This window comes from Paenibacillus sp. FSL R7-0652, assembly GCF_038595045.1.
Taxonomy (GTDB): Bacteria; Bacillota; Bacilli; order Paenibacillales; family Paenibacillaceae; genus Paenibacillus.
This window is the reverse complement of sequence record NZ_CP152001.1, coordinates 3,574,958-3,600,644: the sequence shown is the minus strand read 5'-3', so window position 1 is coordinate 3,600,644 and position 25,687 is coordinate 3,574,958. Positions and strand designations below refer to the sequence as shown.

Annotated in this window: 24 protein-coding genes; 17 read left to right on the top strand and 7 right to left on the bottom strand. The window is 47.9% G+C overall.

Annotation, left to right across the window (positions count from 1 at the left end; genetic code table 11):
* Positions 1-209 precede the first annotated feature (209 nt).
* The 4 genes from MKY97_RS15910 to MKY97_RS15895 all read left to right on the top strand — a co-directional run bounded on the left by MKY97_RS15910 (position 210) and on the right by MKY97_RS15895 (position 4,767).
* Positions 210-2,000: an L-fucose isomerase gene (locus tag MKY97_RS15910; RefSeq protein WP_342551327.1), complete on the top strand. Its 1,791-nt coding sequence runs from the start codon at positions 210-212 to the stop codon at positions 1,998-2,000.
* 26 nt (positions 2,001-2,026) lie between these two features.
* Positions 2,027-3,508, top strand: coding sequence for a rhamnulokinase family protein (locus MKY97_RS15905; protein ID WP_342551326.1), 1,482 nt, complete (start codon positions 2,027-2,029; stop codon positions 3,506-3,508).
* Between the two features lie 51 nt (positions 3,509-3,559).
* A complete protein-coding gene (locus tag MKY97_RS15900) occupies positions 3,560-4,222 on the top strand; it encodes a class II aldolase/adducin family protein (protein ID WP_342551325.1) in 663 nt (220 codons plus the stop codon).
* 188 nt (positions 4,223-4,410) lie between these two features.
* On the top strand, positions 4,411-4,767 hold the full coding sequence (locus MKY97_RS15895) for a hypothetical protein (RefSeq protein ID WP_342551324.1): 357 nt from the start codon (positions 4,411-4,413) through the stop codon (positions 4,765-4,767).
* A 186-nt stretch (positions 4,768-4,953) separates the two neighbouring features.
* Here MKY97_RS15895 and MKY97_RS15890 read toward each other — a convergent pair whose 3' ends face one another.
* Positions 4,954-5,580, bottom strand: coding sequence for an FMN-dependent NADH-azoreductase (locus MKY97_RS15890; protein WP_342551323.1), 627 nt, complete (start codon positions 5,578-5,580; stop codon positions 4,954-4,956).
* Positions 5,581-6,012: 432 nt separating this feature from the next.
* Here MKY97_RS15890 and MKY97_RS15885 point away from each other — a divergent pair, with 432 nt between their 5' ends.
* The 6 genes from MKY97_RS15885 to MKY97_RS15860 all read left to right on the top strand — a co-directional run bounded on the left by MKY97_RS15885 (position 6,013) and on the right by MKY97_RS15860 (position 13,212).
* Complete coding sequence (locus MKY97_RS15885) at positions 6,013-6,951, top strand: sugar-binding transcriptional regulator (protein WP_342556354.1); 939 nt, start codon at positions 6,013-6,015, stop codon at positions 6,949-6,951.
* Between the two features lie 302 nt (positions 6,952-7,253).
* A complete protein-coding gene (deoC, locus tag MKY97_RS15880; protein ID WP_342556353.1) occupies positions 7,254-7,901 on the top strand; it encodes a deoxyribose-phosphate aldolase in 648 nt (215 codons plus the stop codon).
* A 217-nt stretch (positions 7,902-8,118) separates the two neighbouring features.
* On the top strand, positions 8,119-9,309 hold the full coding sequence (locus tag MKY97_RS15875) for a NupC/NupG family nucleoside CNT transporter (RefSeq protein WP_342551322.1): 1,191 nt from the start codon (positions 8,119-8,121) through the stop codon (positions 9,307-9,309).
* A gap of 29 nt (positions 9,310-9,338) precedes the next feature.
* Positions 9,339-10,517 carry a phosphopentomutase gene (gene deoB, locus MKY97_RS15870; RefSeq protein WP_342551321.1) on the top strand — a complete coding sequence of 393 codons (1,179 nt, stop codon included), beginning with the start codon at positions 9,339-9,341 and terminating at the stop codon, positions 10,515-10,517.
* Positions 10,518-10,790: 273 nt separating this feature from the next.
* Positions 10,791-11,498, top strand: coding sequence for a purine-nucleoside phosphorylase (gene deoD, locus MKY97_RS15865; protein ID WP_056691414.1), 708 nt, complete (start codon positions 10,791-10,793; stop codon positions 11,496-11,498).
* A gap of 412 nt (positions 11,499-11,910) precedes the next feature.
* Complete coding sequence (locus MKY97_RS15860) at positions 11,911-13,212, top strand: pyrimidine-nucleoside phosphorylase (RefSeq protein WP_342551320.1); 1,302 nt, start codon at positions 11,911-11,913, stop codon at positions 13,210-13,212.
* Positions 13,213-14,114: 902 nt separating this feature from the next.
* Here MKY97_RS15860 and MKY97_RS15855 read toward each other — a convergent pair.
* Positions 14,115-15,131 (bottom strand): TIGR03943 family protein, encoded by a 1,017-nt coding sequence (locus MKY97_RS15855; RefSeq protein WP_342551319.1) that lies wholly within the window; start codon positions 15,129-15,131, stop codon positions 14,115-14,117.
* A 179-nt stretch (positions 15,132-15,310) separates the two neighbouring features.
* The gene (locus tag MKY97_RS15850) at positions 15,311-16,396 is read right to left on the bottom strand and encodes a permease (protein ID WP_342551318.1); all 1,086 of its coding nucleotides are present in this window, start codon (positions 16,394-16,396) and stop codon (positions 15,311-15,313) included.
* A 347-nt stretch (positions 16,397-16,743) separates the two neighbouring features.
* Here MKY97_RS15850 and MKY97_RS15845 point away from each other — a divergent pair, with 347 nt between their 5' ends.
* The 7 genes from MKY97_RS15845 (at position 16,744) to MKY97_RS15815 (ending at position 22,260) form a co-directional block, all read left to right on the top strand.
* Positions 16,744-17,928 carry a GTP-binding protein gene (locus MKY97_RS15845; protein ID WP_342556352.1) on the top strand — a complete coding sequence of 395 codons (1,185 nt, stop codon included), beginning with the start codon at positions 16,744-16,746 and terminating at the stop codon, positions 17,926-17,928.
* An 83-nt stretch (positions 17,929-18,011) separates the two neighbouring features.
* Entirely contained in the window at positions 18,012-18,161 is a 150-nt protein-coding gene (gene rpmG, locus MKY97_RS15840) for a 50S ribosomal protein L33 (RefSeq protein ID WP_153978553.1), read from the top strand.
* 54 nt (positions 18,162-18,215) lie between these two features.
* The gene (locus tag MKY97_RS15835) at positions 18,216-18,923 is read left to right on the top strand and encodes a metal ABC transporter ATP-binding protein (RefSeq protein ID WP_342551317.1); all 708 of its coding nucleotides are present in this window, start codon (positions 18,216-18,218) and stop codon (positions 18,921-18,923) included.
* Entirely contained in the window at positions 18,869-19,771 is a 903-nt protein-coding gene (locus MKY97_RS15830; RefSeq protein ID WP_342551316.1) for a metal ABC transporter permease, read from the top strand. Before MKY97_RS15835 ends, MKY97_RS15830 begins: the two co-directional genes overlap by 55 nt.
* Complete coding sequence (locus MKY97_RS15825; RefSeq protein ID WP_342551315.1) at positions 19,758-20,855, top strand: metal ABC transporter substrate-binding protein; 1,098 nt, start codon at positions 19,758-19,760, stop codon at positions 20,853-20,855. Before MKY97_RS15830 ends, MKY97_RS15825 begins: the two co-directional genes overlap by 14 nt.
* A gap of 163 nt (positions 20,856-21,018) precedes the next feature.
* A complete protein-coding gene (locus MKY97_RS15820; protein ID WP_342551314.1) occupies positions 21,019-21,510 on the top strand; it encodes a hypothetical protein in 492 nt (163 codons plus the stop codon).
* 42 nt (positions 21,511-21,552) lie between these two features.
* Positions 21,553-22,260, top strand: a complete 708-nt coding sequence (locus tag MKY97_RS15815; protein WP_342551313.1) for a M50 family metallopeptidase — start codon at positions 21,553-21,555, stop codon at positions 22,258-22,260.
* 129 nt (positions 22,261-22,389) lie between these two features.
* On the opposite strand, the gene MKY97_RS15810 is transcribed toward MKY97_RS15815, so the two are convergent.
* The 4 genes from MKY97_RS15810 to uxuA form a co-directional block, all read right to left on the bottom strand.
* Entirely contained in the window at positions 22,390-22,761 is a 372-nt protein-coding gene (locus tag MKY97_RS15810; RefSeq protein WP_342551312.1) for a DUF4363 family protein, read from the bottom strand.
* Positions 22,762-22,819: 58 nt separating this feature from the next.
* On the bottom strand, positions 22,820-23,551 hold the full coding sequence (locus MKY97_RS15805) for a DUF421 domain-containing protein (protein ID WP_342551311.1): 732 nt from the start codon (positions 23,549-23,551) through the stop codon (positions 22,820-22,822).
* 169 nt (positions 23,552-23,720) lie between these two features.
* The gene (locus tag MKY97_RS15800; protein ID WP_342551310.1) at positions 23,721-24,596 is read right to left on the bottom strand and encodes an SDR family oxidoreductase; all 876 of its coding nucleotides are present in this window, start codon (positions 24,594-24,596) and stop codon (positions 23,721-23,723) included.
* Positions 24,593-25,660 carry a mannonate dehydratase gene (uxuA, locus tag MKY97_RS15795; protein ID WP_342551309.1) on the bottom strand — a complete coding sequence of 356 codons (1,068 nt, stop codon included), beginning with the start codon at positions 25,658-25,660 and terminating at the stop codon, positions 24,593-24,595. Before uxuA ends, MKY97_RS15800 begins: the two co-directional genes overlap by 4 nt.
* Positions 25,661-25,687 lie beyond the last annotated feature (27 nt).

Genomic DNA, 25,687 nt, shown 5'->3' with positions numbered 1-25,687 from the left:
CATTTGATGATAATTAATGAGGGCGGTTTATTATTTTTGATACATGTAAACGCATTCAGATTTGGAGAAATTCAAACATAGTGGTTATCGGCTCCATCCCGCAGCATATGATTCCATTGCCCCCAACAGTACAGCTTATCGTTCAGTCAGAATATTCTCAATTCCACATGCATTTTGTTCAAAATGCACTAAAAGGAGGACGTTCTCGCATGACTCATCAGGATTATCGTTACAATCAGGCTTTTCCCAAAATTGGTATTCGTCCCACTATCGATGGCAGACGCAAAGGTGTGCGTGAGTCATTGGAAGAACAAACGATGCGGATGGCGACATCGGTAGCGGAACTGCTCTCGACTGAACTTTATTACGCAGATGGTTCGCCGGTAGAATGCGTTGTTGCCGAAACCTGTATCGGCGGTGCTGCTGAAGCAGCGCAGGCATCTGCACTGTTCAGTCGTTCTAATGTAGGCGTAACGATTACCGTAACTCCATGCTGGTGTTATGGTACAGAAACGATGGATATGTCACCATCCATTCCGACAGCGATCTGGGGTTTTAACGGTACTGAACGACCAGGGGCAGTATATTTGGCGGCTGTGCTTTCCGCTCACGCCCAGAAGGGCATCCCTGCGTTCGGAATCTATGGGGAGGATGTGCAGGACGGCGGGGACTCGACCATTCCAGATGATGTGCGTGAGAAGCTGCTTCGCTTCAGTCGTGCCGGTCTTGCGGTAGCGACGATGAAGGGGCAGGCGTATTTGTCCATCGGCTCTGTATCGATGGGGATTGCGGGTTCCATCGTGAATGATTCTTTTTTTCAGGAATATCTGGGCATGCGAAACGAGTATGTGGATATGAGCGAACTGACACGGCGGATTGAAGAGGAAATTTATGATCCTGAAGAATACAAGCTGGCACTTGCCTGGGTGAAGGAAAATTGCAAGGAAGGTCCGGATAACAATCCAGAGCATCTCCAGTCAGATCGGAAACGCAAAGACGCTGAGTGGGAAACGGTTGTGAAGATGACACAAATTGTACGTGATCTGATGGCCGGCAATCCGAAACTGGCGGAACTCGGATATGAAGAGGAGGCTATGGGTCACCATGCCATTGTATCCGGATTTCAGGGACAGCGGCAGTGGACGGATCACGCGCCGAATGGAGATTTTCTGGAGTCCATGCTGAATTCCTCGTTCGACTGGAACGGTAAACGCGCCCCGTACCTTGTCGCAACCGAAAATGACAGTCTGAACGGTGTATCGATGTTGTTTGGTTCATTACTGACACATACAGCTCAGATTTTTGCGGACGTGCGGACGTATTGGAGCCCGGATTCGGTCAAACGGGTGACAGGTCATCTTTTGGAAGGACACGCTGCATCAGGGATTTTACACCTGATTAACTCCGGTTCTGCTGCACTCGACGGTACCGGCGAGCAATCAAGGGAAGGTAAGCCTGCGCTTAAGCCATTTTGGGAAATTACGGATGAAGAAATACAGCATTGTCTGAAAGCCACCTCCTGGAGACCGGCTTCCGTTGAATATTTCCGCGGCGGCGGATACTCGGCTGACTTTCTTACGAAAGGCGGGATGCCTGTGACCATGACTCGTTTGAATCTGGTGAAAGGACTCGGGCCGGTGCTGCAGATTGCTCAGGGTTACACGGTCGATCTGCCAGAGCACGTACATGACACGCTGGACCATCGGACCGATCCGACATGGCCTTCAACTTGGTTTTCGCCCATTCTGACGGGCTCGGGAGCGTTTACTTCCGTGTATGAAGTGATGAATCAATGGGGGGCGAACCATGGTTCGATCTCCTATGGGCACATCGGTGCGGATGTGATCACGCTGGCATCGATCCTGCGTATTCCAGTGAATATGCACAATGTGCCTGAAGCAGACATTTTCCGTCCGCGGGTCTGGGGAATGTTTGGTACAAGTGAGGCGGAGGGTGCGGATTATCGCGCTTGTCAAGTGTTCGGACCGTTATATCGTTGAACTGCTGCGTGAAGGAGGCTTTCAATATGGGCAATCAAGCTTCATATGTGCTCGCTGCCGATTTCGGCGCCGGCAGTGGCCGGGTAGTACGCGGAGCTTTGGACGGTCGCAGGCTCACGCTGCAGGAAGTCCATCGCTTCGCGAATGAACCTGTACAGCTTGGGGATGAGTTGTGTTGGGACTTCCTTCGCCTGTTCCATGAGCTGAAGCAGGGCATTCAAAAAGGGGTGGAAGGCACGTCATCCCCGGTGCAGTCTATTGCTGTTGATACCTGGGGCGTCGACTACGCGCTGGTCGACGGTGCGGGAAGACTGCGCAGGAACCCGCGTCATTATCGTGATGCGCGTCATGCGAAATTCATGAACCACGTGCTTGCTGTGGTCAGTGAACGAGAACTGTACTCGATGTCCGGTGTACTGCCCCAGCAGATCAATACCCTATTTCAGTTATTTGGTCACCTTCAGGAAAGTGCAGCGGAAGCAGACGAAGACACACGTTTGTTATTCATGCCCGATCTGTTCCATTATTATTTATCGGGGGAACAAGCATGCGAATACACAATTGCAAGCACCAGCGGTCTGCTTCATGCCGGTGAATCCAGATGGAATGAACCGTTAATAAGCCGTCTCGGCTTACCTGCATCGTTATTTCCGCGCTTGGTTCAGCCAGGGACTGTACTGGGTACGTTAACCGGTGATCTGATGAATGAATTTCGCACAGGACCGATGCAGGTGGTCTGCACAGGATCACATGACACCGCTTCGGCACTGGCCGCCATACCGGCGTTCGAATCTGATTTTGCTTTTATCAGCTGCGGCACATGGTCTCTCATGGGGGTTGAAAGGGAGCTTCCGGTATTAAGTGATCTGAGCCGTGAGTTGGGGTTTACGAATGAGGGGACCGTCAGCGGCAGCGTGCGAACTCTGAAGAATCGTTCGGGTTTATGGCTGCTTCAGGAATGCAGACGGCAGTGGCAGCGTGAGAATCGGTGGTACTCCCATGAAGAACTGATACAGTGTGCTTCAACCGTACGTTCGCATCAATCTTTACTGCTGCCTGGAGATGATGATTTTATAAGCCCGGGTGACATGCCCGAGCGGATCCGTCGGCATTGTCTAAACACAGGCCAAAAGGCACCGGAAACGGTGGGAGCTATCGTTCGCTGTATTTTGGAAAGTCTGGCACTGGAGTTCAGACAGACGCTCGATGAACTTGAACAGATTACGGGCACAAGACCCCCTGTTATTCATATGGTTGGCGGAGGTGTGCATAATCGCATGCTCTGTCAGTTTACAGCAAATGCGGCTGGGGTTCCGGTGATTGCGGGGCCGGTGGAGGCATCCTCGGCAGGCAATTGTCTGCTTCAATATGCGGCTCACGGGGAAGCAGGCAGCTTATCGGATGTCCGTGATATAGCAGCAGCTTCTTTTGATACAGAAACATACATGCCTCAAGATTCCGAATGCTGGGAAGAAGCTTACGGAAGGTACCGACAATTACCCCGTTAAAAATCTAATTAAACCGTCGGAAATTATCGCAGATAAGGAGTGGTAGAGAGCATGTCTGAACAGAAGATAAGAGAAGAATTAACCAAATACGCCCGCAAGGCAGTAACTCAAGGGCTTGTTGTAGGACCTGGAGGCAATATAAGTGCACGCTCGGGCAGTACGATGCTGTTATCGCCAAGCGGCTATGCACTTGAGGACATTGAACCGGATGAATGGATTGCTGTTGACATCGAGACAGGAGAAACACAATCAGAATCCACACGGCCTTCCTCGGAAGTGCTGATGCATCTGTACAGCTATCGTGTGAACCCGGATATTCAGGCTGTTGTGCATACACACCCGGCATACACGATCGCGCTCAGTCTTGTTTTTGACCATCTTCCGCATCTGTTCCCGGATCAATCCGCTCTAGTGGGTGATATCGGATTTGTGCCTTACGTGCTCCCGACCACGAAACTTCTCGCTGATGCTGCAGCCGCAAAAATCACCGAGCATACTGCGCTGATTCTTATGAATCACGGACTGGTGACAACAGGCAAAAATCTGCGTGAGGCCTATTACCGAACACAGGTGGTAGAGGAGAGTGCGAAAGTATACATGATTGCGAAGGCTGCAGGAGAACCTCGAATTTTGACAGCTGAGCAGTACAAAGAGATCCAATCACTGGAAAGCGAAGCATATCGGGTACAGCTGCTGCAGCAGCAGATTAAGTGATAATCGGTCATAGGATGATAGGATTATGGTAGTATGAATTGGAAAAAAAATAAAGAACGGTGCATTTATTTCATCAAAATGTGACATCGTGAATGCCAAGAGCTGCCTTTTTCTCGACAACTATTGCATATCCGAAAATACCGAGTATAATACTGGGTAAATAGAACGATAAGGGGATGCAGTAAACGATGAAAACATATGCTGAATTGAACTCACTTCTTGTTGACGATTATCTGGATCTCCTGAACATGGCAAAACAACTCGGGGACGAAGAATGGAAGGACGCTATCCTGCAAGCATTGAAGGAAGAAGTCGATGCCAACCATCACCTGGACTCAACTGAAGTTAGGCAGGATCTCTGGAATCAGTTCGAAGACATTAATGAGCAGATGCACGAGCTGCTGCTGCAGTTAAAACAAGCCGACCACCCCGAAGAGAAAGAACAGATTATCGAACTGATCTGGGGGCTGAAAATAGACCGTCATGCCATTACCCGAAAGCTTGAAACGATGAGCCGCGCCAGTGCTGGAACACATAAGCTGTAAGGTTAGAACGAAGAGTAAAGAGAACTACTGACGTAATTTATACAGAACAGGTATTTTGTTTTAAATAGAAAACTGTTTTATAGGATAGAAGCCGTATGTTTCAATTCTAGATGCTTATATGAAGAACCCGCACACGTCTTGAGATATTCAATCAGGACGTTGTGCGGGTTTGTTTATTTTATGAGCCTAAAATTGTTTGGCAAAACGCTGCGCTTCTTCGATTCCTTTTTGTTTGATCTCCTCGGCACGATCCTTATATTGGTTATGTCCTTCCACAAAGATACCATCCAGTTTCGGCACACCCAGAAATGACATGATAATACCTAAGTACCGATGTCCTGACTCCATCTGAGCCGCAGGTCCTTCCGAATAAATGCCGCCCCGTGCCTGGATGTGCAGTGCTTTTTTGTTCGTTAGCAGTCCTACCGGTCCTTGTTCGGTGTAACGAAACGTTTTGCCCGCTACACAGATGGAATCGATATATGCTTTGAGCACAGGTGGGAAAGAGAAATTCCACAGCGGTGAGACGAAAACATACTTATCTGCACTCGCGAACTGATCGGACAGTTCATTCAGACGCTGGACTTTGGATTGTTCCTCAGAGGTGAGGTCGCCACCTGTCTGCAGTTTTCCCCATCCGCTGAATACATCCGCATCAATATACGGGATGTGTGAACGGTACAGATCGAGATGAATGATTTCGTCTGAGGCATGGCTTTCCTTGTAAGCTTCAATAAAAGCTTTACCGGCGGCCATACTGAAAGAGGTTTGATGATCATGCGGATGGGCAGTAATGTACAGTAAAGTAGACATGCTTGAGTTCCTCACTTTCGAATGGAATTTGATATCATAAAATCAAGGTGGTAAAAACTAAAGAGACACCTGAACAGCTCCCGTGACTGGAGTAGTATGATGTGCAGTGCCTTGTTTTATACATCCGTTGAAGCCCTGATGACGGAATCAGGAAGCAGAGTGAACACCATAATACAGGATGAGGAGTTCTCATGTTTTTGTTTGAATAGATAGAAAGCTGAGGCCGGATTTTGTTTTGGCAAAATATAGTGATGGAATACTTAATATATGTATAATATAAAAAACAGTATGCTTGCTTCTGCACTGTAATGAACCGCATTTCCGGGGTTGGCAGTGCGGGCGCTTCAGCATTCGTTCGTTAGCTGTAATGGAAGAATGGAACGTTTTATTTTTTGACGATAATGAAGATGAGTGAGATGAGCACATATGGGAATGGACCTGGAGAAACAGCGGTTAAGCATTGAAGCGGCAAAATTGTATTATCAGTCCGATTACAGCCAGCAGGACATTGCCTCAAGACTGGGCGTATCCCGCCCCACGGTATCGAGACTTCTTCAGTACGCCAAGGACCGAGGTTACGTGCGTATTGAAATTATGGACCCGCTGGAGGATATTGATATTATCGCCGGAGAGCTAAAGGTCAAATATAATCTGGAGACGGCTCTGGTATGTTTTGCACCTTTAAAGAGTGATGAGGAGATCCAGAAGCATATCAGCAAGAGGGCCGCGGACTACTTGCAGGAAACTGTGCAGGACGCCGATATTATTGGGGTCACGTGGGGAACGACAATGCATGCGGTTGCTCGCCAGCTAAGACCCAAGCAGGTCAAGGGTGTTGAAGTGGTACAGCTTAAAGGGGGAGTAAGCCACTCCCATATCAATACTTACGCCGCGGAGATCGTGCACCTGTTTGCAGAAGCTTTTCACACGGTTCCAAGGTATTTGCCGCTCCCGGTGATCTTCGATAATATCGAAGTGAAAAAAATGGTTGAGGCCGATCGCCACATTGGACGTATTGTCGAACTCGGAAGACAGGCTAACATTGCGATATTCACCGTAGGAACGGTGAAAGAGGATGCACTTCTGTTCAAGCTGGGATATTTTAATGAGCAGGAACAGCAGCTCCTGATGCATTCGGGTGCCGGTGATATTTGCTCACGTTTTTTTGATGCGGAAGGGCATCTGATCAGTGAAGAGATCAACAGCAGGACGGTCGGGATTGATCTGGCCGAATTAAGAAATAAGGAGAAGTCCATTCTTGTCGCGGGTGGCGGGCGCAAAATCGAAGCGATTCATGCAGCACTGAAGGGTCAGTATGCCAACATATTGGTTACGGACCAGTATACAGCGCAGGCTTTGCTTCGTTTATAAAGAAGGAGAAGGTAAGGTTTACTTGTCCCGGGCCTAAAATTCAATCTACAGATCAACAATGACAACATCTGCCACAGCACTGAGGCGGATGTTTTGCTATGTAAGGCAGAAAATAATTATAGAAGGCAGTATTTTCGAGAGGTAACTTCGGAAGTGTAACAAAAAGTTCAACATTCTATCCTCAAACTCATTATGAACAAAGGTTCAAGTTGATTTTTACATATGTTCATGATAGTGTAAGGATATAAGTTCACAGTTCAGATAAGGGAGAGATTCAATTGACTACACCACAATTAGCCAAAATGATCGACCATACGCTGCTTCGTGCAGACGCAACTCGTAACGAGCTTACCAAGCTGACTGAAGAAGCGAAGCAGTACCAATTTGCATCTGTATGTGTGAATCCGGGCTGGGTATCCTACGCTGCAGAGCAGCTTAAAGGCACTGGCGTAGATATCTGCACGGTCATTGGCTTCCCTCTGGGGGCATCCACTTCCGAAACGAAGACGTTTGAGACGAAAGATGCAATCGCTAAAGGTGCAACAGAAGTAGACATGGTCATTAATATCGGTGCGCTGAAAGATGGTAATGATGACGCGGTAGAGCAGGACATTCGCGCTGTTGTTGAAGCTGCGGCGGGTACACTGGTGAAAGTAATCATTGAGACTTGTCTGTTAACGGATGATGAGAAAGTACGTGCATGCCAAGCAGCTGTCAGAGCCGGAGCAAATTTTGTGAAAACATCAACTGGTTTCTCCACAGGCGGGGCAACTCCGGAAGATATCGCACTGATGCGTCGTACCGTTGGTCCTGACATAGGTGTTAAAGCTTCTGGCGGCGTTCGCAGCCTGGAAGATATGCAGAAGATGATTGAAGCAGGGGCGACTCGAATCGGAGCAAGCTCTGGCGTGAAAATTATGCAGGGCGGTCAGTCCACTTCTTCTTACTAAACCAAGTTTATAATTCATGATCCTGAACTCTGCCTGAGATGCATGACAGGGTTCAGGGCCGTTTTTTGCTTGAACATGAAACGTAATATACCCTGTTGTTTGTAAGCGCTTTATAAAATTTCTGAAATCATATGTTATGAAATGACACAAAATAAGATTCAGTAACCCTTTGAGCAGTTTATACAACGGGATTAACGACCTTCAAAGGAGAGATCACATGAAATACCTTATTGCCATCCTTGGCTTACTCGTTGTTTTTGGACTGGCTTATATCGCCAGTAACGGCAAGAAACAGATTCGATACCGACCGCTTGCGGTAATGATTGTTTTACAGATTGTACTGGCCTATGCCTTGCTGAATACGGAAGTGGGAACATGGCTAATTGGCGGATTTTCCACCGTATTTAAGAACTTGCTTGATTATGCAGCCGAAGGGATTACCTTTGTTTTCGGTGGTTTGATCAACGTTGGAGCAGAAGGCGGGAGTGGTCCGTTTTTCCTGACGGTGCTGATGCCGATTGTGGTCATCTCTGCCTTAATTGGTATCCTGCAGTATATCCGAATCTTACCTTTTGTTATAAAATATATTGGTCTGGTACTAAGCAAGATCAACGGAATGGGCAAGCTGGAATCATATAACGCGGTTGCTTCGGCCATTCTGGGGCAATCTGAAGTGTTCATCTCCGTAAAAAAACAAATCGGGCTGCTGCCGAAACATCGGCTGTACACCCTCTGTGCATCAGCAATGTCCACGGTATCGATGTCCATTGTCGGCGCCTATATGACAATGATTGAACCGAAATATGTAGTGACAGCGCTTGTGCTTAACCTTTTCGGCGGTTTTATCATTGCTTCCATCGTCAATCCGTATCGGGTTACGGAGGAAGAAGATATATTGGAAGTGCGGGAAGAAGAGAAACAATCGTTCTTCGAAATGCTGGGAGAATACATTCTTGACGGATTCAAAGTAGCCATTGTCGTAGCGGCGATGCTGATCGGTTTTGTCGCCCTGATTGCCTTGATTAACGGAATATTTAGCGCTGTAATCGGTATTTCGTTCCAGGAACTGCTTGGGTATGTGTTTGCACCTTTTGCCTTTGTTATGGGTGTCCCTTGGAAAGAAGCGATTCAGGCAGGCAGTATTATGGCTACCAAAATGGTGTCCAACGAATTTGTGGCGATGCTGAATTTGAGCGAGCAAACGGGATTGTCTGCCAGAACAACAGGAATCGTATCCGTCTTCCTCGTATCCTTCGCCAACTTCTCCTCCATCGGTATTATTGCCGGTGCAGTGAAGGGACTTCATGAGAAACAGGGCAATGTGGTGGCCCGCTTCGGTCTGAAGCTGCTTTACGGTGCATCGCTGGTCAGCGTACTGTCCGCGATCATCACTGGACTGTTCTTGTAAGCTGGATTAATGGAAGGAGTGCTTAAGTTATGTCAACATTCAAAAGAGTACATCTGATTGTAATGGATTCTGTAGGAATCGGCGAAGCGCCGGATGCAGCAGAATTTGATGATTTTGACGTCGATACGCTGGGTCATATCGCACGTGAGCGTGGAGGTCTGAAGATGCCGAATATGGCGAGTCTGGGACTGTCCAACATTAAAGAAATCCAAGGGATTCCTGCTGCGGATAAACCTAAAGCGTATTACACCAAAATGCAGGAGGCTTCACGCGGCAAGGATACAATGACTGGCCACTGGGAGATTATGGGGCTATATATTGATACACCGTTCCGCGTGTTTGAGAACGGCTTCCCGGATGAGCTGATTCAGCGCATTGAGGAGAAGACAGGCCGTAAGGTGATTGGTAACAAACCAGCCAGCGGCACAGAAATTTTGGATGAGCTGGGTGCGGAGCATGTCGAAACAGGCGCTCTGATTGTGTACACCTCGGCTGACTCGGTACTGCAAATTGCTGCGCATGAAGACGTTGTGCCTTTGAAAGAATTGTATGAAATCTGTGAGTTCTGCCGTGAAATCACGCTGGAAGATCCGTACATGCTCGGCCGCATTATTGCACGTCCATTCGTTGGTGAAGCGGGGAACTGGAAACGTACGGCGAACCGTCATGACTATGCACTCAAACCATTTGGCCGTACGGTAATGAACGAGCTGAAAGACGGAGGCCTGGATGTCATTGCTTTGGGTAAAATCTCCGACATTTACGATGGCGAGGGTGTTACGAAAGCGGTACGTACCGTTTCCAATATGGATGGCATGGACAAGTTATCCGAGACGATGGACGAAGAGTTCACTGGACTCAGCTTCCTGAACCTGGTTGATTTCGATGCGCTGTATGGTCACCGCCGTGATCCGCAAGGGTATGCGCAGGCACTTGAAGATTATGACGCACGTCTGCCGGAGATCTTTGCAAAAATGACAAACGATGATCTGCTGCTGATTACAGCCGACCATGGTAACGATCCGACGTACCGAGGTACAGATCATACGCGTGAATATGTTCCACTGCTGGCATACTCCCCGCGTTTCAGCGAGGGGAAAGAGCTGGAGCTTCGCGGCACGTTTGCCGATCTTGGTGCTACGGTGGCAGAGAACTTTGGCGTGAAATTGCCGGAGTATGGAAAGAGCTTCCTGAATGATTTGAAGTAATTCAAAAGTCAATTTTAAAGTAATTATACAAGCCATTAGAGTCATCAGAAATGATCTGGCCGTCGTCAGCGCAATTTACATGAAGTATTCGGATGAGAGATACAATTCTGTTTTTTCAGAAATAAACAGTGGTTTGTGATCCGTTTACTTGCTGTTGGTAAAAGGCTGATGATGTTAACAAGGAGGCCTTCAGCGTACGGGAGCGACTGGAGAAAAAGCTCCTCCCGCGCTGGGCTGAATTCCATTGATAATTAATATATTGGAGGAAATGACATGAGCACACATATTGGAGCAAAACCCGGAGATATCGCAGAAACGATCCTTTTGCCGGGAGACCCGCTGCGCGCTAAATATATTGCTGACACCTACCTTGAAGACGTTGTATGTTACAACGAGGTTCGCGGCATGCTTGGGTTTACAGGTACATATCAAGGTCACCGGATTTCGGTGCAGGGTTCGGGTATGGGGATCCCATCCTTTGCAATCTATGCAAACGAACTCATCAGTGAGTATGGCGTAAAAAACCTGATTCGTGTAGGGACTTGCGGAGGAATGCAGGAGCATGTCCGTGTACGTGATGTGATCCTTGCTCAAGCGGCTTGTACGGATTCCAGCATGAACAAACACGTTTTCGGCGGATATGACTTCTCGCCAATTGCAACGTTCTCGCTGCTCAAAGAAGCGTATGACCGCGCCACAGCGAAAGGCATGAAAATCCATGTCGGAAACGTGTTCAGCTCCGATTCCTTCTACCGTGACGACCGTTCTGTGACTGAAAAATTGATGAAACACGGCGTTCTTGGCGTTGAGATGGAGACAACGGCACTGTACACGATTGCTGCCAAGTTTGGCGTAAATGCCTTGACCATCTTGACGGTAAGTGACCACCTGCTCACGGGTGAAGAAACCTCCGCTGAAGAGCGCCAAAAAACATTTAACGATATGATGGTCGTTGCTTTGGATACAGCAATTACCCTGTAAACACCGAAACTGGGTTTAGAGCACGGAGTGGAGGGGACGGAATCGATTCTGGAGAAGCGAAGCGAGCGCCTTTGTCTCCAAATTTCAACCATGGATAAGATGCTTCAGAGAAATTTGAGAGACAACAGCGCTCGGAAGAACGATCCGGAGCCGTAACGGTCTGCAGCGTCACGTGTTTTCTGAAGGCCCCTAATGAATTACACCGAAACTGGGTTTAGAGCACGGAGTGGAGGGGACGGAATCGATTCTGGAGAAGCGAAGCGAGCGCCTTTGTCTCCAAATTTCAACCATGGATAAGATGATTCAGAGAAATATGGGAGACAACAGCGCTCGGAAGAACGATCCGGAGCCGGAACGGTCTGCAGCGTCACGTGTTCTGTTTAATTCAATTATAAAATAAGGAGAGATCATCATGAGAATGGTAGACATTATTGCCAAAAAGCGCGACGGAAAAGAATTGACAACGGAAGAGATTGATTTCGTCGTTCAAGGATATACGCAGGGAGAAATCCCCGATTATCAAGTCAGCGCGTGGGCAATGGCTGTGTTTTTCAAAGATATGACGGATAAGGAACGTGCGGATTTGACCATGTCCATGGTGAATTCGGGTGAAACAATCGACTTGTCTGCGATTGAAGGCGTTAAGGTAGACAAACACTCCACTGGGGGTGTGGGTGACACGACGACTCTGGTACTTGCGCCGCTCGTTGCTGCACTGGATGTACCTGTGGCGAAGATGTCCGGTCGTGGTCTGGGACACACGGGGGGTACTACGGACAAGCTGGAATCCGTTGTGGGCTTTCACGTTGAGCTGGAAAAAGAAGAGTTTATTCGTCTCGTAAACGAACACAAAGTAGCGGTTATCGGTCAAAGCGGCAACCTGACACCTGCGGACAAAAAGCTGTACGCACTTCGTGACGTAACGGCAACGGTCAACTCGATCCCATTGATCGCCAGCTCCATCATGAGCAAAAAAATCGCAGCAGGTGCAGATGCGATCGTACTGGACGTAAAAACAGGCGCGGGCGCGTTTATGAAAACAACAGAAGACGCCAAAGAACTGGCGCACGCCATGGTGAGCATTGGTAACAATGTAGGCCGTAAAACAATGGCGGTTATCTCCGATATGTCACAGCCGCTGGGTCTGGCGATCGGTAACGCTTTGGAAGTAAAAGAAGCAATTCTTACACTGCAGGGTAAAGGACCGAAAGATCTGGAAGAACTTTGCCTTGCACTTGGACGTCAAATGGTATTCCTCGCAGGCAAAGCCGATTCACTGGAACAGGCTGAGGAAAAACTGAAAGAAGTCATTCAGAACGGTAAAGCACTGGAGAAGTTTAAACACTTCTTGGCGAACCAGGGCGGCGATGCTTCGGTAGTAGATCATCCAGATCGTCTGCCGCAGGCAAAATATCTGATTGAAGTTCCAGCAGATCGTGACGGCTATGTTGCCGGAATCGTTGCGGATGAGATCGGAACGGCTGCGATGCTGCTCGGTGCAGGCCGTGCAACGAAAGAGTCCGAGATCGATCTGGCAGTAGGTTTGATGCTGAATAAAAAAGTCGGCGACCCGGTGAAAGCTGGCGAGTCTCTAGTAACTATTCATGCCAACCGTGAAGATGTGGATGCGGTTATCGCCAAAATCAAAGAAAATATTACGATTGCCGATCACGCCGATGCACCCGTGTTGGTGCATGATATCGTAACGGAGTAATAAGATAAACAGGATGTAAGGAAAATAATATAACAAAGAAGACGGAGCAGATATTAATCTGCCCGTCTTTTCTTATGTTCGTGGGCTGCATGCATGTATGCTAAAGTACATGGCTGATCACTTGATGCGGGAAACTCAGCGGCACCCTAGGTGCATATAACGAGACACATATTGAGATGAATTATGAAGTACAGATAAAGATACAGGTATAGGTAAAGGTATAGGTATAGGTAAGGATATCAGTATCAGTATCAGTATAGGCACTTGTGTATGTATAGTTTTAGGTAAAGGTAGAGTAGAACTATAGTTATATTACGTAAACTAAAATCCTCAGTCCCATGTTCTAATTCTTTATTGAACCGGGGAGACATTAATTACGCTGGGACTCTTGGTTGGTTTAAATGAAATGTAATAGGGATAATCGTCGCGGCAATCAAAGTTTTCTAAGTTGTTAGCTCTTGTACAATATGGAGGGGAACGATTCAGGTGGAATTGTTCTTTAACGATCTCCATAGACGCTATTTAGGCATTTTAAGACTTTCTTATTCTCTAACGATCTCAGGAAACCTTATTTTAAGATTTCGGCGAGAAAATGCTTGTTTATTTTGTGTTTTGGGTTAAATAAGGTTTCTGGTGATCGTTAGAATTCTAGTAAGCCTTGTTTCGTTCAAATAAGCTCCTCTGAGATCGTTAGAATTTGGAGCGACACATACGCACCAGCGTTAAGAATCTATGCTGCTCATGTTGTTTTAGCTCATGATGTTATCTGCGCTCATTGTGGTGTTATCTCAGCCACTCATGATGCTATCTGTGCTGCTTACAGGTTTATCTCTGCAGGCCATGATTCTATCTCTACACAAGCGAATTATTATCCAGCATCCTCTCAGCACACTAATAAACTCTCATTTCCGCTTACTTACGATCTTATCAAAGGCCGCAGCGGAGTCAGCGTTGGTGTAGATGTAAGGCGAAGCTGGCTGATCCATCGGTGTTACGGCTGCTGCACGAATCTCCATCGTATCTTTACCATCCACTTGGGCAGAGCCAATTGTACCTCGAATCTGAACCCAGCTATCTTTCTCAAACTGGTTTGCATCGGGAATATGAATCATGACGCCGAAAGGAGCTGCATCTGCTGGACAGCACATCACGAGAAAACGTCCCAGGGCAAAATGAGATTGGTGCTCCATGCTGTCGTCCCGATATACAAATCCAGTAAGCATAATCTCTTTGCCCGTGAATTGGCGCTGGAACATATCAATCGTGCCGAGGGTTTCTGAGAATATTTCGGGATACACTTGGATGACAGGCTCGGCATATAACCTTTCCGCCAGTGCTGCGAATTCACGGCTGTATTCATCCGGCGGTACAAACTGCACACCAGCTGGTTTCGCTGACCATTCGTTTGTTTGAGATATTTGAGGTGCTTGTATTACTGGCGGTATGGTAAAATCCCGCACATTCAATCGGGGAGCGGCATCTGGCAGCGGCTCTTTCCGCCGAATTTCAGGGGGAGCATAGGTCAGGGACATCCCCTTCTGACTAGCCATCGAACTGCCCAAAGCTTGATCTGGAAGCAGAAATCCAAGCAATAGCGGCAGCGCAATCAAACTGTAGACCAGTGAGCTGCGAATCACGCCGGAAGGAGGGTGATGCTCACATTCGCAGCCCAGTTCATGTCGACCAAAAAGAGCGTGCCATACCATAATAACCGCAATAAACAGGAATGGAACCGCAGTGCCGAGAAGCAGTTTTTGCATCGTGGGAGCAAGATAATAATGCAGAGCATTGTTCGATTTGAGGTGCATGATATACACAGCAAGACTACCAATCCAGCCTGCACGAATAAGAGTATGCCGCTGGGCAGCTATTCTTTTTGCAAAAGAGTTCTGGTTCATCGCAAAATTGGCGGGACTCATGACCCTCACTCCTTTCTGTAATGGATTACTTTATCAGAACCCTTAGCTGGAAAATAATTCACGGCATTAATCATTAACAGCATGAATCAATCCTTCTTTTCATTCTCATAGCTCCTCTTCGCGTGAGCTGTCTTTCGTCTCCCTCGACTCAGCCTTATTGCATTCCTTGTTGTCACAAGTCATCCCCACAACCACAAGTTCACCACCCATGATCCTGCAAACACAAGTGCTATAATCGCCAGACTTAATCCAATCACGAAGCGGGTGCGGAAGGTAGAGAGCAGCATCAGCGTACTTTTGAAATCGAGCATCGGGCCAAGCACAAGGAAGGAAATCAGCGGACCCAAAGCAAAGGTATGCGAGAATGCCGACGCCACAAAAGAATCGGATGTAGAACATAAGGACAGAACATAAGCAAAGCCCATCATAAATACATAGGAAGCTGCAGAGCCGTTCCCCAGCGCAATCAGATCACTGCGGCTCACAAACGTCTGAATACACGCTGTAATCAGGGCACCAATCACCAAATATTTGCTCATATCGACGAACTCGTCTCCCGCATGAATGAAAAAGCTGCGCCAGTTTTTTGGGTGAGCATGATGATGGCCGTTGGAGATTCCGTGCGAGTGAGCACGTGCATGAGTATGAGAGTGTGAATCATGGTGAGGGGATAAAGCCATTTTAAAACCCGGATGTGTCTTCACCTCGGCTGCGGCAATTTTAGGTGCACGCAGCGGATTGCGTTTAACAAACAGATAGACAAGCCCGCCGACAGCAGAGGCCACAGCAAAAGCCAGTCCCATACGAGCCATGGTGATCTCCGGATGATTCGGAAAAGCGAGCAGGGTAGCAGTAAACACAATCGGATTCACAACAGGCCCGCTTAGAATAAAAGTAACCGCAATATACGCAGGCATGCCTTTATGCATAAGCCGCCGTACAACAGGAATCATGCCGCATTCACAGATCGGAAAAATAATACCGAGCAGCCCGGCTGCAAGTACGCCGCCAACAGGATGTTTCGGTGTAAGCCTGCGCACCATTTCTTCGGATACAAACCACTGCATGAGCGAGGACAAGAATACACCCATCAGTAGAAAGGGGACTGCTTCGAGAAAGATACTGACAAACACCGTTTTTATATTTTGCAGTGCTTCGCTATGCCGGACCTGATTCAGATCAGGAACAACTGTGATGATAACCGGGACAAGGAAAGCACAGGGAACCAGAAAGGTTAGAAGCTTCAGACTGGCTGCCATTCTCATATAAAAGACCTCCGTCACTTGAACTTTGCTAGAATATATGCTTGTACTTGCGGCTGCATACATCGTTCTTTCATGTAAATCAGTAAATTTACGATTAAACGACCGGCCCTCCATGATCCGAGTTGACAAGTAAAAGCGGAGTAAGCTATAGTTGTTGAAGTATTTAATCGTAACAATTACGATTAAATACTCATGAAAATCAATTCATTATCATGTTGTTCCCTGAGTCTGGAACAGAACCCGTCTATGTTTCAAAGAAATAGAAGAGAGCGGAGGAAATGAATATGTCCATGTCTGAGTTAATATCAGAGTTAGAGTCAGTGTCAAGATCAGAACAAGAGCAGCAGATGAACAAACGTATACCTGTCACGGTTCTTAGCGGTTATCTTGGAGCTGGTAAGACGACGCTGCTTAACCACGTGCTTCATAATCGGGAGGGTATGCGAGTGGCTGTCATCGTAAACGACCTGAGTGAAGTTAATATTGATGCTGGCCTGATCCGGGATGGAGGAGGTTTATCACGAATTGACGAGAAGCTGGTCGAGATGTCAAACGGATGCATCTGCTGCACACTTCGTGAAGATCTGCTGAAAGAGGTAGAGCGGCTTGCGCTGGATGGATCGTTCGATTACATATTAATTGAATCTACGGGCATTGGCGAACCGCTTCCTGTGGCTCAAACATTTACCTATATAGATGAGGAACTCGGCATTGATCTGACCCGGTTCACGCGTTTGGACACGATGGTAACGGTGGTGGATGCAGCTCAGTTTTGGCGTGACTTTTATTCAAAAGAGACGCTGAAGGATCGTGGACAGGAGGTTGGGGAAGATGACATGCGGGGCATTGTGCATTTGCTGACCGACCAGGTTGAATTTTGCGACGTTCTCGTATTGAACAAATGTGATCTGGTGTCCGAAGAAGAGCTGTCGAAGCTGGAAAAGGCACTGCACGCGATGCAGCCTGAGGCCAAGTTGATTCCTGCGACACATGGACAGATTGATCCGAGAGAGATTTTGAACACGGGACGGTTTGATTTTGAAAAAGCAAGCCAGTCCGCGGGATGGATCCGCGAATTAATGAAAGAAGAGCATACGCCTGAAACCGAGGAATACGGTATTCTTTCGTTTGTATACCACCGCAAACGTCCGTTCCATCCCGAGCGACTGCTGCGCTGGATCGCCAAGTGGCCGGAAAACATCGTACGTTCCAAAGGTTTAATGTGGTTGGCGACCCGTAACCATATGGCCATTTCATTCAGCCATGCGGGAACTTCCAAACAGCTTGCGCCCGCGGGCATATGGGTTGGGGCGATGAGCGAGGAGGAGCGGCATCTGCATTTTGGCGGCACACTTCCAGCTATTCCAGATTGGGATGAAGAATGGGGTGACCGGGTTACCAAGCTGGTGTTTATCGGGATCGATATGGATCGGACGGCTGTTGAACAATCACTCGATGAGACACTGCTGACAGATGCAGAGATGCAGAAGAACTGGCGCGAGTTGAAAGATCCTTTTCCACAGTGGAGCTGATATATACATGTTGACAAAAGAAAAAGCATAGGCTACTATCATTAAATAGTAATTATTACGAATAAACATAAGGAGGCAGTACCATGAGAGTCATTGTAACTTTAGCCTGCACAGAATGCGGAGATCGCAACTATACCACAACAAAAAACAAGCGCAACCATCCGGAACGTCTGGAAATGAAGAAGTATTCACCTCGTTTGAAGAAGGTGACCATCCACCGTGAAACACGCTAAAAAAATTTGATTTCTTTAAATCGTAATATTTACGAATTGGAAAGAGGTAAACGCATGATTTTATCTTCCATGCGAGATGTCGTATTTGGATATGGCAAAGAGCCTGTCATTGATCAGCTGTCGCTGGATATTCTTGTGGGCGAATTTGTCGGCATCACGGGGCCGAATGGCTCTGCGAAGACAACCATGCTGAAACTGCTGCTCGGGCTCTTGAAGCCCTGGAGCGGTTCGGTACATATGAATACACAGCAGCTCCGAGGCAAAAAGCTGGAGATCGGTTACGTACCACAGCAAGTCGCCTCGTTTAATAGCGGCTTTCCCAGTACGGTGATTGAACTGGTGCGATCCGGTTGTTATCACAAGTTAGGTCTTTTTCGGAGATTCACCCCGGACAAAGAAGCGATTGTTGAAAGAAGCCTGCGTGAGGTCGGTATGTGGGAATATCGCAATGCACGCGTAGGAGAGCTTTCGGGCGGACAGAAGCAGCGAATCTGTATCGCACGAGCCTTGGCTGGACAGCCGCACGTGCTGGTGCTGGATGAACCCACGACAGGTATGGATCGGCGCAGCAGGGAAGGATTTTATAATTTAATGCGGCACTATGCGGATGTTCATGGTCTCACCATCATCATGGTTACTCACGGTCTTGAAGAAGTTGGCAACCGGTTAGATCGAACGATCACCTTGGAGCGACAAGAAAGTGAGGAATGGCAGTGTTTGAGTACGAATTCATGCAGCGTGCTTTCTGGGCTGGCGGATTAATCGGGATCATAGCTCCCATTCTGGGGGTATATCTGATGCTCAGACGGCAGGTGCTGATGGCAGATACACTTTCTCACGTTTCGCTGGCAGGGGTTGCGCTTGGTTCCATTATGAATCTGAATCCGGTTCTAAGCGGTTTTGCTGTTGCGATGATTGGTGCGCTGCTGGTTGAACAGCTGCGGCGAAGTTATCGGACATACAGTGAGGTGCCGGTTGCGATCATTATGACATCGGGTCTTGCTTTAGCGGTGGTGTTAATGAGTCTGAAAATGAATCTTTCCAAAACCTTCAGTTCTTATCTGTTTGGTTCCATCGTCGCGGTAAGTAATATCCAGCTGTGGATGATGGCAACGGTATGTTTGATCGGATTGACCTTTTTTATCGTTCTGCGAAGACCGCTTTACAATTTAACATTTGATGAAGAGACGGCCTCCATCGGAGGCATTCAAGTGAAAGGTTTATCCTTTGCCTTTGCGGTGCTAACCGGAATAACCGTGGCCTCTGCGATGCCGATTGTCGGTGTACTGCTCGTATCTGCACTAATTGTACTGCCGGCAGCTTTAGCTCTTAGAGTCGCACAGAGTTTTGCCGCAGCAGTCGTTATTGCTGTTATTACAGGTCTCACGGGCATTTTCAGCGGTCTGACCGCTTCATACGAGTGGAATACACCGCCGGGAGGAACCATTGCACTTATCCTGTTATTTTTCCTGTTGACTGGAATATCAGCCCAAAAGCTGGTTTCAATATACAACCGTAAACGTCATCGAGCCGTTAAGCAGCAGTATATATTCATACAAAAAGCAGCACATAAAGATGAAATGGGGAAAACACGATATGAAATTAAGTAAAATTTCCGCGCTGGGACTGATCCTCAGTTTGGCCCTTGCTGCAGCAGGTTGCGGTCAAAAAACAACAACTTCCAATCCGGATTCATCCGCAGCAGCCAGTACTTCAGCGACTTCGGAACAAAAATTAGATGTGCAGGTCAGCTTTTATCCGATGTATGATTTTACGAAAAATGTAGCTGGCGATCTGGCTGATGTACATACACTTATACCGCCAGGCATGGAGCCGCATGATTGGGAACCGACACCTCAGGACATCGCCAGCATTGAAAAAGCGGATGTTCTCGTCTACAACGGGGCAGGCATGGAATCTTGGATGGATCAGGTCAAAGACAGTCTGACTAATAGCAAACTTGTGCAGGTGGAAGCCAGTCAGGGAATTACACTTCACGAGGGTGGAGAAGAAGACCATGATCATGGCCGCGATCAGGACCATGCAGACCAAGCGACGAACACTGAAGATCATGATCACGCGGATGCTGATGCTGCGAAAGATCATAACCATGACCATGAAGCAGCGGCTGGCGAGGAGCATCATCATGACCATGATCACGATCATGGCGGGATTGATCCCCATGTATGGCTTTCTCCGGCACTGGCTGTGAAGGAAGTACGCAGCATTGAAGCCGGACTTGCAAAAGCAGCTCCCCGGCACGCTGACCAGTTTAAGCAAAATGCCGACGCATACATCGCCAAGCTGGAGGCGCTGGATCAGGATTTCAAGACGGCGGTGAAGGACAGTAAACGGAAGGACTTCATTACACAGCATGCGGCTTTTGGATACTTGGCAGCAGAATACGGTCTACAGCAGGTTCCGATCGCCGGGTTATCTCCTGAACAGGAGCCATCCGCAGCACAGATGGCGTCTGTTATTGATTTTGCCAAAGAACATAAGGTAAAAACCATTTTTTTCGAAACCCTTGTTTCCTCTAAAGTATCCGAGACTATTGCCAAAGAAGTCGGAGCCAAGACAGCTGTATTAAACCCGATTGAAGGTCTGACTGAGGATGAGGTGAAGGCAGGCAAGGACTACATTAGTGTGATGAGAGAGAATCTCGAATCGCTGAAGCTGGCATTGAACGAGTAGGAACTTTAATGAGAATTTGATGCTTTTCACTGAAAAAGGTACAATATAACAACATGCTGAGGAATGGATGTGGCCTGTTCCTCTGCCTTTTGCGAAGCAGAGAGCACAGTGATGTGCTCTTTTTCGCTTGAGATGACCGGACCGTGCAGAATAGGAGGACACGATGAATTCACATGATAAAGAGGGAGAACAGGAAGTACTGCTGAGTGAACAGCCTGCCCATCTGTGGCGAAGACGGAAACAGGAACTCCTGCACTGGACAGAGCGGGACAAACGGACCGTATCACCCAAACGAACAGCGATATGGAATGGGGTAGAGGTCGATGCGGAACTGGTTCACACACTGAGTCTGCTGCAGGGAGCAGGAGTGCAGACCGAGTATTCGTGTGCGGGTGTCAGCCCGCTGGACGAACCTGTAGATCATTCACTTTATGCATATGTAACGCTTATTCAGAGTCAGGCGGCAGAACAGTTTGTGTGCTGCGCACGCAGCCGGATGCGGAATCGATTACTTGTAACTTTTGAAGCGGAACGGGGCCGATATGATCTATCCTCATTTTTTATTGGACACAACCGAAGCTTCTGCTGGTGGATTGAACGGTGCGCACTTGATTTTAAAAGGCGAAACGAAGCAGGGCAGCCTGACGTAATATAATGGATAAGCTCGCTTACTTGAAGGCAAGGAGGTCTGACCCGAGTGAACAAGTGGCTCAAAACGATACTTTTTCTAGTGGCCTCTGTATTCCTGACCCGTTTTATCCCGTTCTCGTCGTTGTTTCGCAATCTGGATACGATGATCCATGAATTCGCTCATGCGCTGATGACGCTGGTTTTGTCGGGCAAGGTGCTGCGAATTGAACTGTATGCGGATCACAGCGGGGTAACATATTCGTCCATGCTGACAGCAGGCAGATCGATATTCGTCTCGCTGGCAGGTTACATCGGGGCTTCCCTTTTTGCCTGGCTTCTGTTTTACCTGTACCGCAAAGGGCGGCACATGTGGGGTTTGGGGATTATGACCGCTGTGGCACTTGTGTCGCTGGTGCTGTACGTCAGAGGTGAATTCGGCATGTTGTGGTTGACCGGGTTTATTGCGCTGAATGTCGTGATTATGATATTTGGTGTGAAAATCGCCAAGTACTACTATCTGCTCCTGGCCTTCATAACGCTGGAGGAGTCGGTTGTCGGTGCGATGTACATCGGCTGGTTGTCCTGGACTCGACCGTCTCAGGCTGGAGATGCAGCGAATCTGGCGCACCAGACGTTCATGCCTGCACTGTTCTGGGGTACGCTGTTTGCGTTGTTTGCCCTGTGGTGTGCAAGAGGAGCGCTCAGTCTCTTTTTTCGCAAGGAAGGCACAGCAAACGGCTCGAAGTCGAAATCCCGCGGCTTAAATCGTGCATAAGGATTAATGTGAATACGGTTCAACGAATATACAAAGAGCACCCCTTTTGCCGAAAAGGAGGTGCTTTTTGCTGTCGGTTTCCAGGCTGCATTGCAGCAGCTGTTTATATGTGTTCTGGTTTATAGGGAGCTAGTTCCCTAGATTGTCCCATAAGGCGTAAAAGTAATAAATCTCCTCCATGATCGCCTGATCATCTCGTGCGGTAATGCCTCCCTTGATTCGAGCGAGCGCACCCAGAATATCATAAATACTTTCACGTTCCACGCTGAACTGAATGCGATTGACAATTCGATCCCATGCCTTCATGGCGTAATCGATTTGGGTTTTGGCCGGGGTCCACTGCTTGTTCTGAACCTGTTTCTCCAGTAATTGGATGGAGTCAAGTAATCGATCCTGTGTACCGAACGGTTTTTTCAGCAAAGGCCCGCTGACCATGACCATGATAAACATCAGAAGCATAACGATAGGGATCGTATAGAGCAGCCATTTATGTTTTTTCATCTGCATACCTCCCGAGACAAGCCTGATTGGATCAGAATAAGCAGTCACTTATGTTTTGTCATTTACGACCTTTTTTATCATCATTTGTTCCAGCCTCGTCCGATATCTGATCCTTGTATAAATCAACATATAACTTGTCATTTGGCAGAATGGCTGCAAATGCAATGTCCTGGATGGTCAGGTTTTGCTTTTTCAGCTGCTCTGTTAACCAACGTTGATCCTTATTTCGTTCCGCCAGTTTCTCCTTAATCAGCACACCGTCGATAATCAGCTCGGTCATGAGCTTCTGAGGCGGCGGGTGCATGTGCATGTCACTCGCGGTAACAGGCTGATTCTCTGGTTTCAATGCAATGGAGAGAGTACCGTCTGGTTCCAAAATCCCATAGTTGACCGTGGTTATGTCAAATACGTCCTTTTGCCGCAGCATCATGGTAAGTTCATCGAACTTTACTCGCATTTGATTCAGGTTTTGTTCCAGAATGCTGCCGTTCTGAATAACCAGTGTGGGGTCCGAATCCATGATTTTGGAGAAAGCACGACTTTTCAGCGTAATGTATTGAAAAATGATGGTGATCAACGTGAAGATGGTCAGCGCAACAAAATGAATCCATGCTTTGGAGGACAGATCCGTCGCGAACGTACCTGCAATGGAACCGATCGTAATGCCGTTAATATAGTCAAAATAGGTCAAGTTGCCCATCTGCTGTTTTCCCAGCACCCTTGTATAGATAATTAAAGTGAGAAAAGCGATAATCGCTCGCACAACAACGACCGTAGTTTCCTCCATCATATATGGATCACCACCTTTACACCCACAATCCTTGCCCACAACGAGGCAATTTATTCCTTATCACCTGAAGGTCAAATCAACGTCAAAAAAACCGAAGCCCGTGATCATATCACGAGGTTCGGTTTAAGTGTGAATCTGTTCCAGACAATCGATGTGTCCAAAACGAAGTCTATACGCCCGAATAGGCCATGAATCCGCCGTCTACAGGGACGACAATACCCGTCACAAAGCCGGACTGCTGTTCATCTGCCAGCCACATTAACGTACCCAGCAAATCTTCGGGTTTCCCAAAACGACGCATTGGGGTATGCGCAATAATTTTGCTGGAACGCTCCGTAGGTGAGCCGTCAGGCTGCAAAAGCAAGCTGCGGTTCTGCTCGGTCAGGAAGAAGCCTGGAGCAATTGCATTGACCCGAATTCCCGACTCTGCCAAATGCACAGCAAGCCATTGCGTAAAATTGTTAATAGCCGCCTTGGCAGCACTATACGCAGGTACTTTGGTCATAGGAGATGGGGCGCTCATGGACGATATATTGATAACCGCAGCCGATACATCGCGCTCAATCATGTGTTTGGCAAAAATTTGAGTAGGGATGAGGGAGCCAACAAAGTTCAGATCCATCACCTGCCGAAACCCCTCTATACTTACATCAAAAAAGGTGGTTACGTCTGGATTAGCCAGATCCTCGGGTTTAAAAATTTCATTGGTTGTATTGGCACTGGCGTGATTACCGCCTGCACCGTTAATTAATATGTCGCATGGGCCGAGCTGTTCGCGAACGATATCGGCTGCTGCCTGTACACTTTCGGCCTGGGTAACATCACATGCTGCGGCAATGGCACGGCCGCCTGCTTTTTCAATTGCAGATGCAACTTCCTGTCCTTTGGACACCGTCCGGTTCAGAATGGCAATTTGCGCACCGTGTCTTGCGAGTTCTTCGGCCATTGCCCGGCACAATACGCCGGCGCCGCCGGTAATGACAACCGTTTTGCCTTGAAGACGGGAAGTGCGTTCCGGATTCAGGTTCGAATTGAGTTGACTCATACTTTTGCCCTCCTTTGCAGCGAATCCCAGACACCCCAGAGATACATTATACCAAGCGCGCGATCATACAGCCCGTAGCCCGGTCTGCATTGTTCTCCCCACAGATGCCGTCCGTGGTCCGGTCGCGCGTATCCTTCGAAACCAATATCGTGATAGGCTTCCACAATACCCGCGATATCTACACTTCCGTCCTGACTGCGGTGAGAAGTTTCGATAAAGTCCCCATTATCATATACCTTCACATTCCGAATGTGGGCAAATGGAATCCGATCTTTGAATTCATGGATCATGCCAATGATATCATTGCTCGGGTTGGCTCCCAGAGAACCGCTGCACAAGGTTACACTGTTAGCTGGACTATCATACAGATTCAGGTACCTGCGAACATTGTCTTGATTAATAATGATTTTCGGAAGACCGAAAATTGGCCAAGGCGGATCGTCCGGGTGAATAGCCATTCGAATGCCAAGCCGCTCGGCGGCCGGGATGATCTCCTGCAGGAAGTAGCGTGCATTCTCCCACATGTCTTCCTCGGTTACATCTTTATAGGCTTCAAACAAACCTGTCAGATACTGCAGTCGCTCCGGCTCCCAGCCGGGCATCGTCAGGTCAGTGTTTTCAGTAATTTTACGAACAAGCTCCAGCGGTTCGATGTTGTGCAGTCTGCTGCTTTCATAGAAGAGGGCTGTTGAACCGTCCTCCATCTCTTTGTGCATATCCGTACGCAGCCAGTCAAATATCGGCATAAAGTTGTAACAGATTACTTTTACGCCTACTTCAGCAAGTTTCTCCATTGTTTTAATGTAATTCGCAATATACTTGTCCCGGGAAGGCAGTCCTAGCTTGATATCCTCATGAATATTCACACTTTCTACGACATCCAGATGCAGCCCGGCTTTGTCTGCAGCGGCTTTGACCGCAAGTATTTTGTCCATTGGCCACTCGTCGCCAGCAGGAACGTCATGCAGCGCCCATACAATGCCTTCAACTCCGGGGATTTGCCGGATATGATCCAGTGATACTGTGTCATTGCCTTCGCCAAACCAGCGAAAAACCATCTTCATTCTATTCACCTCATCATGATTAGTGGA

Coding starts and splice junctions, on each gene's coding strand:
- MKY97_RS15830 (WP_342551316.1), top strand. CDS start 18,869: ATGGCAGTGTTTGAGTACGAATTCATGCAGCGTGCTTTCTGGGCTGGC.
- deoC (WP_342556353.1), top strand. CDS start 7,254: ATGATCGACCATACGCTGCTTCGTGCAGACGCAACTCGTAACGAGCTT.
- deoD (WP_056691414.1), top strand. CDS start 10,791: ATGAGCACACATATTGGAGCAAAACCCGGAGATATCGCAGAAACGATC.
- MKY97_RS15910 (WP_342551327.1), top strand. CDS start 210: ATGACTCATCAGGATTATCGTTACAATCAGGCTTTTCCCAAAATTGGT.
- MKY97_RS15820 (WP_342551314.1), top strand. CDS start 21,019: ATGAATTCACATGATAAAGAGGGAGAACAGGAAGTACTGCTGAGTGAA.
- MKY97_RS15895 (WP_342551324.1), top strand. CDS start 4,411: ATGAAAACATATGCTGAATTGAACTCACTTCTTGTTGACGATTATCTG.
- MKY97_RS15800 (WP_342551310.1), bottom strand. CDS start 24,596: ATGAGTCAACTCAATTCGAACCTGAATCCGGAACGCACTTCCCGTCTT.
- MKY97_RS15875 (WP_342551322.1), top strand. CDS start 8,119: ATGAAATACCTTATTGCCATCCTTGGCTTACTCGTTGTTTTTGGACTG.
- MKY97_RS15805 (WP_342551311.1), bottom strand. CDS start 23,551: ATGATGGAGGAAACTACGGTCGTTGTTGTGCGAGCGATTATCGCTTTT.
- deoB (WP_342551321.1), top strand. CDS start 9,339: ATGTCAACATTCAAAAGAGTACATCTGATTGTAATGGATTCTGTAGGA.
- MKY97_RS15825 (WP_342551315.1), top strand. CDS start 19,758: ATGAAATTAAGTAAAATTTCCGCGCTGGGACTGATCCTCAGTTTGGCC.
- MKY97_RS15835 (WP_342551317.1), top strand. CDS start 18,216: ATGATTTTATCTTCCATGCGAGATGTCGTATTTGGATATGGCAAAGAG.
- MKY97_RS15855 (WP_342551319.1), bottom strand. CDS start 15,131: ATGAGTCCCGCCAATTTTGCGATGAACCAGAACTCTTTTGCAAAAAGA.
- rpmG (WP_153978553.1), top strand. CDS start 18,012: ATGAGAGTCATTGTAACTTTAGCCTGCACAGAATGCGGAGATCGCAAC.
- MKY97_RS15845 (WP_342556352.1), top strand. CDS start 16,744: ATGAACAAACGTATACCTGTCACGGTTCTTAGCGGTTATCTTGGAGCT.
- uxuA (WP_342551309.1), bottom strand. CDS start 25,660: ATGAAGATGGTTTTTCGCTGGTTTGGCGAAGGCAATGACACAGTATCA.
- MKY97_RS15890 (WP_342551323.1), bottom strand. CDS start 5,580: ATGTCTACTTTACTGTACATTACTGCCCATCCGCATGATCATCAAACC.
- MKY97_RS15850 (WP_342551318.1), bottom strand. CDS start 16,396: ATGAGAATGGCAGCCAGTCTGAAGCTTCTAACCTTTCTGGTTCCCTGT.
- MKY97_RS15885 (WP_342556354.1), top strand. CDS start 6,013: ATGGACCTGGAGAAACAGCGGTTAAGCATTGAAGCGGCAAAATTGTAT.
- MKY97_RS15905 (WP_342551326.1), top strand. CDS start 2,027: ATGGGCAATCAAGCTTCATATGTGCTCGCTGCCGATTTCGGCGCCGGC.
- MKY97_RS15900 (WP_342551325.1), top strand. CDS start 3,560: ATGTCTGAACAGAAGATAAGAGAAGAATTAACCAAATACGCCCGCAAG.
- MKY97_RS15860 (WP_342551320.1), top strand. CDS start 11,911: ATGAGAATGGTAGACATTATTGCCAAAAAGCGCGACGGAAAAGAATTG.
- MKY97_RS15810 (WP_342551312.1), bottom strand. CDS start 22,761: ATGAAAAAACATAAATGGCTGCTCTATACGATCCCTATCGTTATGCTT.